Source organism: Loktanella sp. IMCC34160, assembly GCF_004145845.1.
In the GTDB taxonomy this organism is placed as follows: Bacteria; Pseudomonadota; Alphaproteobacteria; order Rhodobacterales; family Rhodobacteraceae; genus SELP01.
The window spans coordinates 683,533-698,760 of record NZ_SELP01000001.1; the positions used below are offsets into that span (position 1 = coordinate 683,533).

Here is a 15,228-nt window from a genome sequence, read left to right on the forward strand (position 1 = left end):
CATGACGGCCCCCCTCATTCATTCGCTGGACGCGCGCTACTACACCGATCCGAAGGTCTATGAATTGGAAAAGGCCGGGCTTCTGGCCCGGACCTGGCAATTCGCGGGGCACGCCAGCCAGCTGGAAAACCCGGGCGATTATTTTGCCTTCGATCTGGCGGGCGAAAGCCTGTTTTGCATCAAGGGGCGCGATGGCGAGATCCGTACCTTCTACAACGTCTGCCAGCACCGGGCGCACCAGCTTGTCGAAGGGTCGGGCACGACCCGGGTCGTTGTCTGCCCCTACCACGCCTGGACCTATGAACTGACCGGAGAGCTGCGCGCCGGCCCCAACCTGAAGGCGGTCGAAGGGTTCGACCGGTCCAAGGTCTGCCTGACCAGTGTGCAGACCGAGGTCTTCCTTGGGTTCATCTTCGTGAACCTTGATCCCGATGCCAAGCCGATGGACGACTGGTTTCCCAACGTCCGCGCGGAACTGCGGGATTTCGTGCCGAACTGGGCCGACCTGAAGCCGCTCGAATGGGTGGAGATCCCGGAAAACTGCAACTGGAAGGTCTCGGTCGAGAATTACTCGGAATGCTACCATTGCAGCATCAATCACCCGACCTTCGCCACCGGGGTGATCAAGCCCGAAACCTATGACATCCAGCCGCAGGGCTATTGCCTGCGCCATACAACCGAATGCAATTCGCTGGAAAACATGACCTATGACATCAATTCCGGCTTTGAAAACAACGAGAAGTATTCGTCGTGGTTCCTCTGGCCGATGTTTAGTTTTCAGGTCTATCCCGGCAATCTTCTGAACACCTATCACTGGCGGGCGGTTGATGCCGATCATGTGGTTGTCTGGCGCGGCTGGTATTCGGTGGGCGGCGAAGACAATGAAACGGTCCGCCGCATGGCGGTTCAGGACCGCGCCACCACGGTCGAGGAAGACATCCGGCTGGTGGAATCGGTGCAGCGCGGGTTGAAATCGCGCGGCTATGTCCCGGGACCGCTGGTTGTCGATCCCGGCTGTGGGGTGAATTCGGAACATTCCATCATGCACCTGCAAAAATGGATGCGTGCGGCGGTGGACGGCGCTGCCTGACGGCCCGATACCGCATTCAGGCAATCGAACCGGGGGCGGGCGGGGTAGTCTGCCCCCGAAACACGAACAGCGGAGCCCGACAGATGGCCGACATCAAACCCTATTGGCAGAACTATATCGACGGCGCTTGGGTCGATGGCGGCGAAGGCCGGATCGACGTGACCGACCCGGCGACGGGCGAAAAACTGGCCGAGGTGGCATTGGCCGACGCGGGCGATGTGGACCGCGCGGTGATGGCGGCCCGCCGGGTCCACTTGTCCGGCGCGTTGACCGCGATGCGCCCCATCGAGCGGGGCCGGATGGTGCAGGCGATGGGCCGCTGGATCCTCGACCGCAAGGACGAGATCGCCGAGGTGCTGACCCGCGAACAGGGCAAGCCCCTTTGGGAAGCCGTGATCGAGGTCGAGGGCGCGGCGCTCTACTTCGAATATTACGGCAATCAGGCCAGCACGGTTGAAGGCCGGTCGATCCCGCTGGGCGCGGGTTATTTCGACTTTACCGACCATGAGCCCTTTGGCGTGTCGGCCCAGATCATCCCGTGGAATTACCCGCTGGAAATGACCGCGCGGTCGCTGTCGGCCTCGCTGACCACGGGCAATACGGCGGTGATCAAATCGCCCGAAATGACACCCCTGACCAACACCTATTTCGCCCTTGCGGCCGAGGCGGTGGGTTTCCCAAAGGGCACGGTCAACGTGATCTGCGGGATGGGGCGCACGGCGGGCGCGGCGCTGGCGGGCCACCCCCATGTGAACCAGATCGTCTTTACCGGATCGGTCCCCACCGGCATCGCCATCGCCAAGGCGGCGGCGGGCAACGTTGTGCCCTGCGTGCTGGAACTGGGCGGGAAGTCGGCGGCCATCGTCCATGACGACGCCGATCTGGACGCGTTCGAGACCGACATTCGCTGGGGCATCTATTTCAACGCCGGTCAGGTCTGTTCGGCCATGTCCCGCGTGATCGTCCACGAAAGCCGCCATGCGGAACTGGTGGAACGGGCGACGGCCATTGCCAAATCGCTGTCGGTCGGGCCGGGGATCGAACGGACCGAGTTCGGCGCCAACATGGGCGCGATGGTGTCTGACGGGCAGCGCGACCGCGCCGCCGACATGGTCCGAGATGCCGAGGGGCAGGGGGCCACGGTGGCGGCAGGTGGCCGCCCGCTGAACCGCCCCGGCGCCTTCCTTGAACCCACCGTCCTGACCGGCGTGACCCCCGACATGACCATCGCCCGCGAAGAGGTGTTCGGCCCGGTCCTCTCGGTCCTGTCCTTCCGCGATGACGCCGAGGCGATCGAGATTGCCAATTCCACCGACTACGGGCTGGTTTCGGGCGTCTTCACCCGCGACCTGGACCGCGCCACCCGCGCCGCGCGACAGCTGCGGGCCGGGCAGGTTTTCGTGAACCAATGGTATGCGGGCGGGGTCGAAACCCCCTTTGGCGGCTACAGCAAATCGGGCTACGGTCGCGAAAAGGGGCGCGAGGCGCTATGGAACTACGTTCAGACCAAGAACGTGGCGATCAAGCTGGGGTAAAACGATGGCCAGACTGACGGGGCGCTGCCTGTGCGGCGCGGTGCGATGGGAAACAGACGGGCCGGTCCTTTGGGCCGGGCACTGCCATTGCGACAGCTGCCGCCGCGCGACATCGGCCCCGTTCACCACCTTCTTTGGGGTGCCCCGTGACGGGGTGGTCTGGACCGGCCAGTTGGCCGACCATGTGACCAGCGGCGGATCGGTCCGGCGGCAGTTCTGTCCGGACTGTGGCAGCCAGTTGACCTATCAATCCACCCGCTGGCCCGAGGAAACCCACCTCTACGCCGCCTCGCTGGATGACCCGTCGCAGATCACCCCGGCCGCGCATTTCCATTTCGAGGAAAAATTGCCCTGGCTGGCGATCACCGACGACCTGCCGAAATATGCCGCCACCGCCGATGGGGCGGTGCCGATCCAAGACCAATGAAGGAACCCACGGATGACCGCATTTGACGAAGACCTGTTCCTGAAGGGGCTGGAGCAGCGCAAGGCCACGCTTGGCGCGGAATACGTCGAAAAGAACCTTGCCGCGGCGGATGAGTTCACCCGGCCCTTTCAAGAGGCGATGACGGCCTGGTGCTGGGGCTTCGGCTGGGGCGACGATGTGATCGACCCGAAGACCCGCAGCATGATGAACCTGTCGATGATCGGGGCGCTGGGCAAGATGCACGAATGGGAATTACACTGCCGCGGCGCGCTTAACAACGGCGTCACCAAGGACGAAATCCGGGCGATCATCCATGTGATCGGTATTTACTGCGGCGTGCCGCAGGCGCTGGAGTGCTTCCGCGCGGCCCGCAAGGTGCTCGAGGCGGAAGGGCTGCTCTAGCGCTCTGCCAGAAGATCCTGCACCACCGGGTTCGGGAACCGTCGCCGCAGGGTGATGGCGTAGAAGGTTTCGACAATGGCCGGGTGATCCCGGGCCTCGACCAAGCGGCCCGAGGCGAGTTCATCCTTCACCACGATAGGCGGCACCAGCGCCAGCCCGATGTCCTCGCGGGCCAGAAGGCGCATCATCGCCATGTCGTCCACCTCGGCCACCACCTGCGGGCTGATCCCAAGGCGGCTGGCCTGCGCGTCAAAGGCCATGCGCAGGGTGCTGTCGCGGGTCGGCAGGATCACCGGCTGATCCCGCAGCAGCGTTGCCAGTGGCAGATCGGGGTTCAGACGGGCAGGGGTGCCGACAAGGCTGACCGGCTGTTCGGCCAGACGGTGCGTCTCAAACGGCGCAAGCCCGTCGTCCGGGGGTTCCCGGTTCAGAAGCACAAGGTCGAAGTTCAGGGTCGCCAACCCCTCCAGAAGTTCGGTGGGATGGCCCGACCGCAGGATCACCTCGACATCCGGACGCGACAGGATCGGCCGCAGGAACCCGATCTGAAAGTTGCGGGATAACGTCGCCTGCGCCCCGACCCGCAGCGCCTGCCGGCTGCGCCCGCTGTCCTGCAAGGTCGCCACCAGTTCCTGCCCGGTGGCAAAGATCGCATCGGCGTGGTCCAGCGCGATACGCCCGGCCTCTGTCAGGTGCAATTGCCGCCCGCGCCGGTCAAACAGCGCATGGCCCAGCCGGTCCTCCAACTGCTTGATCTGGGTGGACAGGGCCGATTGCGACAGGTTCAGCCGCTCCGCCGTGCGGGTCAGGTTCCCGTCATGGGCGACGGCCCAGAAATAGCGCAGATGATGATAGTTCAGCGGCATATCGTTCTTAATAATAGAACGATAATCATCAAACAATGAATTTTTATTAAGTCACGTCAGGCCCTATCCCTCCGCCAACGCGTTTGATCCCGTGGAAGGAGCCCGCCGTGACCCATCTGTTCCTGCCGTATCTTGGTCCGATCCTGTTGCTTCTGGTGGCGCTGCGCGCCCGCACAACACCCGGACGCAGGCCCGGTACGCTACCGCGACTGGCTGAATGGGTGGCGCTGGCGGCCTTCGGGATCGCCGGCCTGTCGGTCGCGGCCCTTGTTGCATGGGGCGGCGGAACCTCGCCCCTCATCGGGGTCTGGGGCATTGGCTTGTCGGTCCGGCTGGATGCCGTAAGCGGGGCGATGCTGACCCTTGTCAGCTTCATCGGCTGGGTCGTGCTGCGCTACTCGGCCACCTATCTGGATGGCGAGGACCGGCAAGGCGCCTTTACCGGCTGGATGGCGGCGACGCTGGCGGCGGTCCTACTGCTGGTCACGGCGGGCAACCTTGTGCAGCTTTTCGTGGCCTGGGTCGCAACCAGCGTCCTTCTGGACCGGCTGCTTCTGTTCTATCCCGACCGGACCACGGCACAGCGGGCCGCCCGCAAGAAACGGGTCGTGGCCCGGGCAAGCGAAGGGCTGCTGGCGCTGGCGCTGCTCCTCTTGGCCATCGACTATCAGACCGCCGACATCGCAACGATCCTTGCGGCGGCCACGCCCAGCCTGCCCACCCTTGGCGCGGCGCTGTTGATCGGGCTGGCGGCGGTCCTCGCCTCGGCCCAGTTCCCGGCCCACGGCTGGCTGACCGAGGTGATGGAGGCGCCGACGCCGGTATCGGCCCTGCTGCACGCAGGCGTCATCAACGCCGGGGGCTTTCTGCTGATCCGCTTCGCCGATATGATCCTCGTGGCCCCCGGGGTCATGGCGGCGCTGGTGATGCTGGGCGGGTTCACGGCGCTGTTCGGCGGGCTGGTGATGCTGACGCAACCGGCGGTCAAGACCTCGCTGGCGTGGTCGACCATCGCCCAGATGGGCTTCATGATCCTGCAGTGCGGGCTGGCCCTGTTCCCGCTTGCGCTGCTGCACATCGTGGCCCATTCGCTGTACAAGGCCCACGCCTTCCTCAGCGCGGGCGAGGCGGTGCGCAATGTCGCCGCCCTGCGCAGGCCCGGCCCGGTCGCGGTGCCCAGCGGGCGCAATGTGGTGCAGGCCTTTGGCGTGGCCATCGCGATCTATCTTGGGATCGGCCTGCTTCTGGGCTTTGACGGGAAATCGGTGCAGGCGATCGCGCTGGGCGTGATCCTGATCTTCGGGGTGGCCTATCTTCTGGCACAGGGGCTGGCCGATGCCGCGCCGATGGCGCTGACCCGGCGGACGATCCTCTATGCCGGGGCGACCTCGCTGGGGTACTTCGCGCTGCAAAAGATCGCCGGGGTGTTGACCCATGGCACCCTGCCCACCGCGCCCGCCCCCGGGCCGCTGGAATGGGCGCTGATCCTTCTGGCGCTGTTCAGCTTTGGGATCGTCGCCGTGGCGCAGGCCACCTTCCCGCTCTGGGCCGCGCATCCGGCCGCCGCCGGGCTGCGGGTGCACCTGTCCAACGGACTTTACGCCAACACGGTTTTCGACCGGCTTCTCGCGGGCTGGTCAAAGCGGACCCACGCCTGAAACGGAGTTCCACCATGTTCATGAAGCACGAAACCTATCCCGCCGAACTCCTGTCGCTGGTGGCGACCGCGAACGAGGCTGTCCGGCAAATCCCGCCGCTGTTCCCGCTGGAGGCCAGCGTCGCGGTCAACCCCTTCCTCGGTCAAGTGCAGGAACCGCTGGCGGTGACGGCGGCGCGGCTTGCGCGGGTCGCGGGCGTGCCGGTGTTCCCCGACCGGGCCGTGCGCGCGGCACAGGTGGACGGCGGCCAGATCACCGACACCGACCTGACCGACGCCTTGGCCGCGCAACCCGCCTTCGGACCCCTGACCCTGGCCGAGGTAACCGCTGCCCTGAAAGCCACCCCCGAGGCGCCCGTTGCGCTGCCCACGGTGGCCGATCTTGCGGCGGAGGTATCCGGGATCGACTGGCCCGGCCTGATCGACGACCGGATCGGCCATTGGGCCGCCAGCCATTTCGACCGGGGGCAGGCCCTGTGGCAGCCGGGCCGCGCCGGGGGCGTCTATGCCGCGTGGCGGGCCTACGCGATGCGCGACCTGACGCCGGAAATTCAGGGCCTGTCCGGCTTTGGGGCCTTCGTCGCCGCGACCCCGGCCTCGCCCTGGCGGGCAATGGGCCGCGCGGTCGAGGGGCTGGGGGTCACCCCCGCCGCGACACCCACCGCGCTGCACCGACTGCTGATGTCGCTGGGCGGTTGGGCGCAATACGCCCGCCACCTGCTGTGGCAGGCGGAACTGGCCGGGGACACGGACCCGACGACCAACGAACTGCTGACCATCCGGCTGGTCTTTGACGAGGCGCTGTTTCACCAGTATCGCGACCAGATTTCCGCCCGCTGGGCCAAAGTCATCGCGGCCCACGAACAGCCCGTCACCCCCAGCCGGGACCAGCAGATCGACGCCATCCTGCAAGAGGCAGCCGAACGTGCCGAACAACGGCGGTTGGCAGACACCCTTGCCGCCGCCACGCCGCGCGCCCAACCGGACCGTCCCGCACTTCAGGTCGCGTTTTGCATCGACGTCCGGTCCGAGGTCTTCCGCCGTGCGCTGGAGGCGCAGGATGCAGGCATCCAGACGCTGGGCTTTGCCGGGTTCTTCGGACTTGCCACGCTTCACCACGGGGCCGGCTCGGACGTGGGCGAAAGCCGTGGGCCGGTCCTGCTGACGCCGGGCGTGACCTCCTCCAGCGTCGAGCCGACGGCGACCGACCTTGACCGCCGCTACAAGGCGCGGGCGAAACGGGCTTGGGGGCGGTTCAAACTCGCCGCCGTGTCGTCTTTCGCCTTTGTCGAGGCGACCGGCCCGGTCTACGCGGGCAAGCTGTTGCGCGATACGCTGGCCCTTGGCGGCGCGGGGGCCAAACCGGACCCGATGCCGGAACTGGACCCAGGCGTCGACCTGCCCACGCGGGTGAAAACGGCGGCGACGATCCTGCGGGCGATGTCGCTGACCTCGGGCTTTGCGCCGGTGGTGCTGCTGGCCGGGCATGGGGCCAGCGTCACCAACAACCCGCATGAAAGCGCCCTGCATTGCGGCGCCTGTGGCGGGCACAAGGGCGATGTGAACGCGCGACTTCTGGCCGGGCTGTTGAACGATGCGAACCTGCGCAAGGACCTTGCCGGGGAAGGGATCGAGATCCCCGCCGATACGGTCTTCATTGGCGCCCTGCACGATACGACGACCGACGCGGTCACCCTTTTCGATGGCGACCTGCCCAAGGCGGGCCAAAGGCCCGACCTTGCCCCCCTGCGGCGCTGGCTGGCGGCGGCGGGGCGTCAGGCGCGGACCGAACGGGCCGCCCGCCTGCCGCGCGCCCGTGGCGAAGGCGACGTGTTGCGCCGGGCCGCTGACTGGTCGGAACTGCGGCCGGAATGGGGACTGGCGGGGTGCCGGGCCTTCATCGCGGCCCCGCGCGGGCGGACCGATGGCACGGGGCTGGACGGCCGGGCCTTCCTGCACAGCTACGACTGGCAACAGGACGACGGGTTCCGGGTGCTGGAACTGATCCTGACCGCGCCTGTTGTCGTGGCCAGCTGGATCAGCCTGCAATACTACGGATCGACCGTTGCGCCGCAGGCGTTCGGCGGCGGCAACAAGCTGTTGCACAACGTGGTCGGCGGGATCGGCGTGCTTGAGGGCAACGGCGGCGCGCCGCGCCCGGGCCTGCCGTGGCAATCGGTGCATGATGGCGAAGGGTTCCAGCACGACCCGCTGCGGCTGTCGGTGGTGGTCGAAGCCCCGCGCGAGGCCATCAGCGCGATCCTGACCCGCAATCCGCAGGTTCGGGCGCTGTTCGACAACGGCTGGTTGCATTTGCTGGCGATGGGGGACGACGGGCGGTTGGACTGGCGCTATGTCCCGGGCGGGTCCTGGGCACCCATGCGGGATCAGGCCGATGCCCGGCCCGCGATGGCGGCGGAATAAACGAAAAAGGGCCGGTCAAACCGGCCCTTTTCACATCTGCAAGACCTGTCAGCCCAGCTGATCCTTGACCAGCGGCCCGACCTTGCCGAAATCCATCTGCCCGGTATAGCGGGCCTTCAAGGCGCCCATGACCTTGCCCATGTCGCGGATGCTGGTGGCGCCAACCTCGGCGATTGCATTGGTGACGGCCTTGGTCACCTCGTCCTCGGACAGCTGCCGGGGCAGGAATTCCTCGATCACTCGGACTTCGGACAGTTCCTTTTCCGCCAGTTCCAGCCGGCCGCCCTCTTCATAGGCGCGGGCCGATTCATGGCGTTGCTTGACCATCTTGCCAAGGATGCCAAGGATCATGTCGTCGCCGACCTCGCCCTCGTCGCCGTCGCCACGGGCGGCAATCTCGCGGTCCTTGATCGCGGCGTTGATCAGCCGCAGGGTCGAAAGCCGTTCGGTGTCCTTGGCCTTCATCGCCTCTTTCAGGGCGTCGCTGACCCGCTGTCGCATTTCCATCGTTTCGGTTCCCGATTGTCCCATCCGTTTGCGCAAACGCAGGCCGTTCCTTTATCCTGACGGGGCAGGGGTTACAACCTTTCGAAGCGACAGGCAGTCGCAACGGCACGACCTTGCCGCAAAGGGGCTTTGGCCCCTTGACCCCCCCGCCGCCAGACCTTAGGACCGCAACAATTTGCGCAAATGGGAGTCGTGTGATGCCGGATCGGAACCAGAAGAAACCGACTGCCTGCCTCGCCCTTGCCGATGGCACCGTGTTCTTCGGCAAAGGATTTGGTGCAACCGGGCAGGCCGAGGCGGAATTGTGCTTTAACACCGCCATGACCGGGTATCAGGAAATCATGACCGACCCGTCCTATGCCGGGCAGATCGTGACCTTTACCTTCCCGCACATCGGCAACGTCGGCGTGAACGTCGAAGACGATGAAACCGCTGAACCGGTCGCGTCCGGCATGGTGGTGAAATGGGACCCGACCGAGCCGTCGAACTGGCGCGCGACCGAAAACCTGACCGCATGGCTGACCGCCAAGGGCCGGATCGGCATCGGCGGCATCGACACCCGCCGCCTGACCCGCGCGATCCGCCAGCAGGGCGCGCCGCATGTGGCGCTGGCCCATGATCCCGAAGGCAACTTCGACGTCGAGGCACTGGTCGCCGCCGCCCGCGGGTTCAAGGGGCTGGTCGGGCTGGATCTGGCCAAGGACGTGACATGTGCCCAGTCCTACCACTGGAACGAAATGCGCTGGGCCTGGCCCGAGGGCTACCTGCCGCAAGAAGCCCCACGTCACAAGGTCGTCGCGCTGGACTATGGCGCAAAGCGTAACATCCTGCGCTGCCTTGCCAGTGCCGGCTGCGATGTGACCGTCCTGCCCGCGACCGCCACGGCGGACGAGGTGCTGGCCCACAACCCCGATGGCGTCTTCCTGTCCAACGGCCCCGGCGACCCTGCGGCGACCGGTACCTATGCCGTGCCGATGATTCAGGAAATCCTGAACAAGACCGACCTGCCGGTCTTCGGGATCTGCCTTGGGCACCAGATGCTGGCGCTGGCGCTGGGCGCCAAGACCATCAAGATGAACCACGGCCACCACGGGGCGAACCACCCGGTGAAGGACCACGAAACCGGCAAGGTCGAGATCACCTCGATGAACCACGGCTTCGCGGTGGACAGCCAGACCCTGCCCGACGGCGTGCGCGAAACCCATACCTCGTTGTTCGACGGGTCGAACTGCGGGATCCGCATGACCGACCGGCCGGTATTCAGCGTGCAGCACCACCCCGAAGCCAGCCCCGGCCCGCAGGACAGCTTCTACCTGTTCGAACGGTTCGCCGATGCGATGGAGGCCCGAAAGGGCTGACAAAAGGGGGCCGAACAGGGTAGGATGGGCGCATGGATCATCCGTTGATTGACCTGATCACCGCCCGCATCCGCGCGGCCGAGGCCGAGGGGCAGTTCGACAACCTGCCCGGCGCGGGAAAACCGCTGCCGCCCTGCGATGACCCGGAAAACGCGCTGATCAACCGGCTGATGAAGGAAAACGGCGCGACGCCGGAATTCGTCAGCCTGTCGCGGGAACTTCAGCGCCTGCGCGAGGAATTGCGCGATACCGGCGACCGAACCCGCCGCCAGGACATCATGAAAGAGATGTCGATGATGGAAGCGAAAATCGCAATCGCACGTCAGGCCTGGCGGAAATAAGCACGGCCCGCCGCAAGGCAGCAGGCCGTGACAACCATATCAATGCGCCGGTTTGATGAAGGTGCCGTTGCGCAGGTCGCGCATCGCCTGCCGCAGTTCGTCCTGCGTGTTCATCACGATCGGTCCGTGCCAGGCCACGGGTTCCTGGATCGGCGCGCCCGAGATCAGCAGGAACCGGATGCCCTCTGGCCCGGCCTGCACTGTCACCTCCTCGCCCGTGCCGAAGCGGACCAGCGTGCGGTTGCCCGACAGGTCGCGGATGTTGACCTCTTCGCCCATGACCTCTTTTTCCAGCAGGACGCCGAAGGGGTCCGACGCATCAGCGAACTTGCCCGATCCGTTGAAGATATAGGCGAAGGCCCGGCGGTAGGTGTCGATCTTGAACGTCTTCTTCACCCCGGCAGGGACAAAGATATCAAGGTATTGCGGGTCGGCGGCGATCCCGTCGACCGGGCCGGACTGGCCCCAGAAACTGCCGACAATCACCTTCACCCGCGTGCCGTCATCGTCGATGATTTCGGGAATGTCCTTGCCCTTCACGTCCTGATAGCGCGGCGCGGTCATCTTCAGCGACGAGGGCAGGTTCGCCCAAAGCTGGAACCCGTGCATCTGGCCCGCGATGTTCCCCTTGGGCATCTCCTGATGCAGGATGCCCGACCCGGCGGTCATCCATTGCACATCGCCCGCGCTCAGCGTGCCCTCGTTGCCAAGGCTGTCGCCATGTTCGACGGTGCCCTGCAGGACATAGGTGATCGTTTCGATCCCCCGGTGCGGGTGCCACGGGAAGCCGCGCAGGAAATCCTCGGGCCGGTCATTGCGGAAATCATCGAACAGCAGGAAGGGGTCCAGCTCGGTCGGGTCCTGAAACCCGAAGGCGCGGTGCAGCTTCACGCCTGCGCCCTCCATCGTGGGCATGGCCTTGCGCAGTTCGACTGTGGGACGAATGGACATGGTGTGTCTCCTTTCATGACCCAAGGTAGGGCGCGGCGGCCGGGTCGGCAATCTGGCGGGCTGTGTGCAGGCGCATGGTGCCCCTGCGCAAATGATAGAAGCACTGGCAATGGTCCCGAAGCGCGGGTAGGGGTGGGGCGACATTTCCGCCAACAAAGGTGCCCGCCCATGTTCCATCCCGACGACAGCGGAGTCTACGCCCGCACCGCCGCATCTCCCGGCCGGCGATGGCTGGGGGTGGGGATGCAATACCTGCTGGGGCTGCTCGTGCTGTATGTTCTTCTGATGCAGCCGCCCGCGCCGGTCTGGGCCGTGCTGATGGCGGCGGTCGGGATCGGGGCGCTTGTGCTTGGGGAACGGATGCGGCGGGCCACCACCCGCGCGCTGGAACTGCGGGCCGAGACGCTTTGCGACGATACCGGACAGGTCATCGCCCGCATCGAGGATGTCGTGGCGGTCGAACGGGGGGTCTTCGCCTTCAAGCCGTCCAACGGTTTCGTGCTGGTGATGAAGGAAAAGGGAAGCCGCGCCTGGGCGCCCGGCCTGTGGTGGCGCGCCGGTCGGCGGGTCGGCATCGGCGGGGTGCTGCCGCAGGCCGAAACCAAGTTCATGGCCGAGGTGATCGCGACCTGGATCGCGCAGCGCGGCTGATCCCGGTCAGCAGGTGGCGGTGGTATAGTCGCCGTCGTTCACGCTGTTCCAGCACAGCTGATCCGGGGTGAAACGCGGCCGCGTGAAGACCATGTTCTGGAATGTGAACGCATCAAGCCCGATGGAAAAGATCGGCTCGTAGGCGATCCAGTTTTCATACAGGATCAGGATTTCATTGTCCGGCATGACCGGCAGGCGGTCGCGCATGGACAGAAGGGTTGCAGTGGTCAACGGGTTTGCGCCGCCTTGCTGCTGGGACCAGACGACATTATAGGCGTCCGCCCCCTCATCATAGCGGATAACCGTAACCCGGATGCGGCTGTCGTGGTTGGAAGAGGTCAGCGCCTCTTGCAGCCGGTGCAGTGACGTCAGGTATTCGGGCGTCACATAGCCCGACTCGCGGCTGAGCGCGTCCGAGATGGTAAAGGCGGCCTTCAGGTTGTTCGACTGGGACCGGAACGCATCGAAATAGACAAAGGTCGCCAGCACCGCCCAGAACAGTACCGGGAAGACAAGGATCGCCTCGACCGCGATCGAACCCTGATCGTCACGCCGGAACCGGCGCAGGAAATTGTGAAGGGGGGCCAACATCCTACAGGGGCTCCATCACGAAGGCGCTGAGCGAGACCAGCGCATATTGATCGCCCGACTGACGCGGGATGTGATAGCCGATCCCGGTCGTCGGAAAGATCGGGCTGAACAGCGAACAGGCCCGCAGCACCATCAGCTGGTTTTGCTGGCCGCTTGAAAATGACCGCACCGGGGCAAAGGGCTGATCCACATCGACGCAATCCGCGCGCGTGTTGAAATCGGCCCAGTCGCGCGGGTTCAGCACGATCATTTCCAGCTTCAGGCTTTCCATGCAGTTCGGGATGATCCCGGCCCCATTGCAGATCATCCGCTTGACCTGATCATGGGTGGGGGTGACTGCGGTGTTCAGGCGGATTTCCCGGATCGTCATGTCCAGTGCCCGTTCCAGCATCGCGTGGCGCGTCATCATCAGCCCCAGTTCAAAGGCCGAAACGAACAGGATCATGAAGGCCGGGAAGACCAGCACGAATTCGACCGAGGCGGTCCCGTCTTCGCCACGCCGGAAGACTCTGAACAGGTTGAAGATGCGGCGGATCATTGGGTGAGCTTCAGCTGGCGGATGTCGGTCGCGATGGCCGAGAAGGCGTCGGCAATATTCGTGCCCGAGGCGATGAAGAAATGGTTGGGCGAACTGGCGCAATTCTCCAGCGTGGCTTGACCATGCGCCGGCGCCTCGAAGGCGACCGTGTAGATGACGATCCCCGACTGACGGGCGGCCGCGCAGATGTTGGCCAGCCGGCTGTCGGCGCTGGCGCCGCCGACAATCGCGGTCAGGGCGTAGTCGGTGGAAACGTAGGTATCATAGCTCAGCCAGCCATTCTGGTAGGGCTCGTAGAACAACTCGTTGTTCACCCGGCTGTAGACCCAGGTTGCAAAGATGTCCTGCCAGCTCAGATGCCGGACCTGACTGGAATAGTCTATTCCGTGGCCGGGCGTGGCCACCACCCGCGACTCGGAGCGGTAGTTCGGGTAGCCTTGGGGATAGTCGTAAACCGGCGGGCTGTAGGAATTGTAGTAGCCCTGCGCCAGCCAGTAGAACCGGTCGTCGTTTCGGCTCTTGGTGTTGGCGCCGGACACCTGAATCGAGAACCGGCTGCGCGGCACATCGCCAATCGGCTGAGTCGGGTAGTCCTTGTTGATCCAGACGATGGACAGGTCTTCCTTGAAGGTGTCGATCAGATCGTATTCGGTCGTGTTCTGCCCGTCCGTCATCAGGACCATGACCTTCATCACTTCGGCGCTGATGGGGTCCAGCGGCCGGTTCGACACCTGCGTGCCGGAACCGACAACGGCCTGAACAACATTCTGCATTCCGGGATCGAGCATGGCCGCGCCCCATTTGGCGCCAAGGTCGATGGCGGTGTTGCCAAAGGGCTGCAACCCGTTGATCGCACCATGCAGGTCGGATTCGCTGGTTGAATGCACGACCATCTCGTTCTCGGTCCCGGGGAAGCACCACGGGCGGGTGATCGGCGTGGCATAGTAATTCGTGCTGGCGCCGTAGTCGAAATGCGCCAGCCGCTCATAGGTCAGCGACTGATTGAAGCTAGCGGATGAAAACTCGCTATCGGGGAAGATCAGGCAGCTGGAGTAGTCGTGGGTGTTGGTTACATTCAGTTGCGCGACCACATCAGCGCCCGGGTTCACGACCGCCGAATAGGCGATCATCGACACGCTGACCAGCGCGCCGGTCGATGGGTCGTTATTGCTCAGAACCGTCGAGACGAATTCGCGGGCGGCGGGCTTGAGGTTTTCAAACCGGCTGTTGGACAGCATCGACGACGACACGTCGAGGATCAGCGAGACCTCGACCTCCTTCACCCGCTCTTCGGCGGTGCCCGCTGCGGGGGCCGACAGGACGGGCGTCACCGGGGTATAGGGGTCCGCCTCGCCCGAGAACACGTTGAGAAGCCCCCCGAACAGCATCGGCGTGTCCACATGAGCGGTGGCCGAAACCGTGCGGAAGTTCAGCCCTTCGTCCACCATGATGTCGGCGGGGTCGATGGCATAGCCGAGGCCTGATTTTTCGAAATAGTCCACAACCACGTCGCGGGCGGGAAGCGTCTGGTCAAGGTCGGCCGCAGCAAGGACCGCGCGGTCCAGCGTGCCCTGAAGCCGCGTGCGGTTGGTCTCGAAGCGCATCAGGTCCACGGCAAGACCGGCCGCGGCCAGCATGAGTACGAAAATCACCATCGCAAAGATGATGATCCCGCCATCTTCGGACCTACGGAAAGCTCCTCCCCCTGGCAGCGACCTGATTACGGACCTGCCCGGGACACATGGGCGACGTACACACATTGTTAACCTATCCTCGATGACGGTCCGGACTGCAGGCAGACTCGGGCCTTTGGTAAGGTTTGTCGCAAATCCTCATGGCAATAATTGGGCGGAGTCAGGCGAAACCTGGGCCGATTTTCGGGGCAACCGG

At 65.0% G+C, this 15,228-nt stretch carries 15 protein-coding genes; 9 read left to right on the forward strand and 6 right to left on the reverse strand.

The window, feature by feature from the left end; all coding sequences use genetic code 11:
• Position 1 precedes the first annotated feature (1 nt).
• The 4 genes from EU803_RS03360 to EU803_RS03375 all read left to right on the forward strand — a co-directional run bounded on the left by EU803_RS03360 (position 2) and on the right by EU803_RS03375 (position 3,454).
• Positions 2-1,090: an aromatic ring-hydroxylating dioxygenase subunit alpha gene (locus EU803_RS03360; protein WP_129679729.1), complete on the forward strand. Its 1,089-nt coding sequence runs from the start codon at positions 2-4 to the stop codon at positions 1,088-1,090.
• 83 nt (positions 1,091-1,173) lie between these two features.
• Positions 1,174-2,625: an aldehyde dehydrogenase family protein gene (locus EU803_RS03365; RefSeq protein WP_129679731.1), complete on the forward strand. Its 1,452-nt coding sequence runs from the start codon at positions 1,174-1,176 to the stop codon at positions 2,623-2,625.
• 4 nt (positions 2,626-2,629) lie between these two features.
• Entirely contained in the window at positions 2,630-3,052 is a 423-nt protein-coding gene (locus EU803_RS03370; RefSeq protein WP_165352763.1) for a GFA family protein, read from the forward strand.
• A 12-nt stretch (positions 3,053-3,064) separates the two neighbouring features.
• Positions 3,065-3,454 (forward strand): carboxymuconolactone decarboxylase family protein, encoded by a 390-nt coding sequence (locus tag EU803_RS03375; RefSeq protein WP_129679735.1) that lies wholly within the window; start codon positions 3,065-3,067, stop codon positions 3,452-3,454.
• On the opposite strand, the gene EU803_RS03380 is transcribed toward EU803_RS03375, so the two are convergent.
• Positions 3,451-4,320, reverse strand: a complete 870-nt coding sequence (locus EU803_RS03380) for a LysR family transcriptional regulator (protein WP_129679737.1) — start codon at positions 4,318-4,320, stop codon at positions 3,451-3,453. The two genes, EU803_RS03375 and EU803_RS03380, sit on opposite strands and share 4 nt — an antisense overlap.
• 107 nt (positions 4,321-4,427) lie before the next feature.
• Between EU803_RS03380 and EU803_RS03385 the strand changes: the two genes are divergently transcribed.
• Together EU803_RS03385 and EU803_RS03390 are read left to right on the forward strand one after the other, a co-directional pair.
• Positions 4,428-5,978, forward strand: a complete 1,551-nt coding sequence (locus EU803_RS03385; protein ID WP_129679739.1) for a proton-conducting transporter membrane subunit — start codon at positions 4,428-4,430, stop codon at positions 5,976-5,978.
• 14 nt (positions 5,979-5,992) lie between these two features.
• The gene (locus EU803_RS03390) at positions 5,993-8,401 is read left to right on the forward strand and encodes a DUF2309 domain-containing protein (RefSeq protein WP_129679741.1); all 2,409 of its coding nucleotides are present in this window, start codon (positions 5,993-5,995) and stop codon (positions 8,399-8,401) included.
• Positions 8,402-8,449: 48 nt separating this feature from the next.
• Here EU803_RS03390 and EU803_RS03395 read toward each other — a convergent pair whose 3' ends face one another.
• Positions 8,450-8,908, reverse strand: a complete 459-nt coding sequence (locus EU803_RS03395) for a GatB/YqeY domain-containing protein (RefSeq protein WP_129680165.1) — start codon at positions 8,906-8,908, stop codon at positions 8,450-8,452.
• A 197-nt stretch (positions 8,909-9,105) separates the two neighbouring features.
• Here EU803_RS03395 and carA point away from each other — a divergent pair, with 197 nt between their 5' ends.
• On the forward strand, positions 9,106-10,266 hold the full coding sequence (gene carA, locus EU803_RS03400) for a glutamine-hydrolyzing carbamoyl-phosphate synthase small subunit (protein WP_129679743.1): 1,161 nt from the start codon (positions 9,106-9,108) through the stop codon (positions 10,264-10,266).
• A 32-nt stretch (positions 10,267-10,298) separates the two neighbouring features.
• Positions 10,299-10,607, forward strand: coding sequence for a DUF1992 domain-containing protein (locus EU803_RS03405; protein WP_129679745.1), 309 nt, complete (start codon positions 10,299-10,301; stop codon positions 10,605-10,607).
• 39 nt (positions 10,608-10,646) lie between these two features.
• Here the strand turns inward: EU803_RS03405 and EU803_RS03410 are convergent, their stop codons facing one another.
• On the reverse strand, positions 10,647-11,558 hold the full coding sequence (locus EU803_RS03410) for a pirin family protein (RefSeq protein WP_129679747.1): 912 nt from the start codon (positions 11,556-11,558) through the stop codon (positions 10,647-10,649).
• Between the two features lie 168 nt (positions 11,559-11,726).
• Here EU803_RS03410 and EU803_RS03415 point away from each other — a divergent pair, with 168 nt between their 5' ends.
• The gene (locus EU803_RS03415) at positions 11,727-12,209 is read left to right on the forward strand and encodes a hypothetical protein (protein WP_129679749.1); all 483 of its coding nucleotides are present in this window, start codon (positions 11,727-11,729) and stop codon (positions 12,207-12,209) included.
• Positions 12,210-12,215: 6 nt separating this feature from the next.
• Here the strand turns inward: EU803_RS03415 and EU803_RS03420 are convergent, their stop codons facing one another.
• From EU803_RS03420 to EU803_RS03430, 3 genes are read right to left on the reverse strand one after another with little or no spacing between them, the layout of a single operon-like run.
• Positions 12,216-12,800 carry a TadE/TadG family type IV pilus assembly protein gene (locus tag EU803_RS03420; protein ID WP_129679751.1) on the reverse strand — a complete coding sequence of 195 codons (585 nt, stop codon included), beginning with the start codon at positions 12,798-12,800 and terminating at the stop codon, positions 12,216-12,218.
• A 1-nt stretch (position 12,801) separates the two neighbouring features.
• Positions 12,802-13,338, reverse strand: coding sequence for a TadE/TadG family type IV pilus assembly protein (locus EU803_RS03425; protein WP_129679753.1), 537 nt, complete (start codon positions 13,336-13,338; stop codon positions 12,802-12,804).
• Positions 13,335-15,098 carry a TadE/TadG family type IV pilus assembly protein gene (locus tag EU803_RS03430; RefSeq protein WP_129679755.1) on the reverse strand — a complete coding sequence of 588 codons (1,764 nt, stop codon included), beginning with the start codon at positions 15,096-15,098 and terminating at the stop codon, positions 13,335-13,337. Before EU803_RS03430 ends, EU803_RS03425 begins: the two co-directional genes overlap by 4 nt.
• Positions 15,099-15,228 lie beyond the last annotated feature (130 nt).

Bases quoted from the DNA above. Each gene is read 5' to 3' on its own strand.
- EU803_RS03370 (WP_165352763.1), top strand. From the start codon at position 2,630: ATGGCCAGACTGACGGGGCGCTGCCTGTGCGGCGCGGTGCGATGGGAA.
- EU803_RS03375 (WP_129679735.1), top strand. From the start codon at position 3,065: ATGACCGCATTTGACGAAGACCTGTTCCTGAAGGGGCTGGAGCAGCGC.
- EU803_RS03430 (WP_129679755.1), bottom strand. From the start codon at position 15,098: ATGTGTGTACGTCGCCCATGTGTCCCGGGCAGGTCCGTAATCAGGTCG.
- EU803_RS03415 (WP_129679749.1), top strand. From the start codon at position 11,727: ATGTTCCATCCCGACGACAGCGGAGTCTACGCCCGCACCGCCGCATCT.
- carA (WP_129679743.1), top strand. From the start codon at position 9,106: ATGCCGGATCGGAACCAGAAGAAACCGACTGCCTGCCTCGCCCTTGCC.
- EU803_RS03360 (WP_129679729.1), top strand. From the start codon at position 2: ATGACGGCCCCCCTCATTCATTCGCTGGACGCGCGCTACTACACCGAT.
- EU803_RS03425 (WP_129679753.1), bottom strand. From the start codon at position 13,338: ATGATCCGCCGCATCTTCAACCTGTTCAGAGTCTTCCGGCGTGGCGAA.
- EU803_RS03390 (WP_129679741.1), top strand. From the start codon at position 5,993: ATGTTCATGAAGCACGAAACCTATCCCGCCGAACTCCTGTCGCTGGTG.
- EU803_RS03395 (WP_129680165.1), bottom strand. From the start codon at position 8,908: ATGGAAATGCGACAGCGGGTCAGCGACGCCCTGAAAGAGGCGATGAAG.
- EU803_RS03365 (WP_129679731.1), top strand. From the start codon at position 1,174: ATGGCCGACATCAAACCCTATTGGCAGAACTATATCGACGGCGCTTGG.
- EU803_RS03420 (WP_129679751.1), bottom strand. From the start codon at position 12,800: ATGTTGGCCCCCCTTCACAATTTCCTGCGCCGGTTCCGGCGTGACGAT.
- EU803_RS03405 (WP_129679745.1), top strand. From the start codon at position 10,299: ATGGATCATCCGTTGATTGACCTGATCACCGCCCGCATCCGCGCGGCC.
- EU803_RS03380 (WP_129679737.1), bottom strand. From the start codon at position 4,320: ATGCCGCTGAACTATCATCATCTGCGCTATTTCTGGGCCGTCGCCCAT.
- EU803_RS03410 (WP_129679747.1), bottom strand. From the start codon at position 11,558: ATGTCCATTCGTCCCACAGTCGAACTGCGCAAGGCCATGCCCACGATG.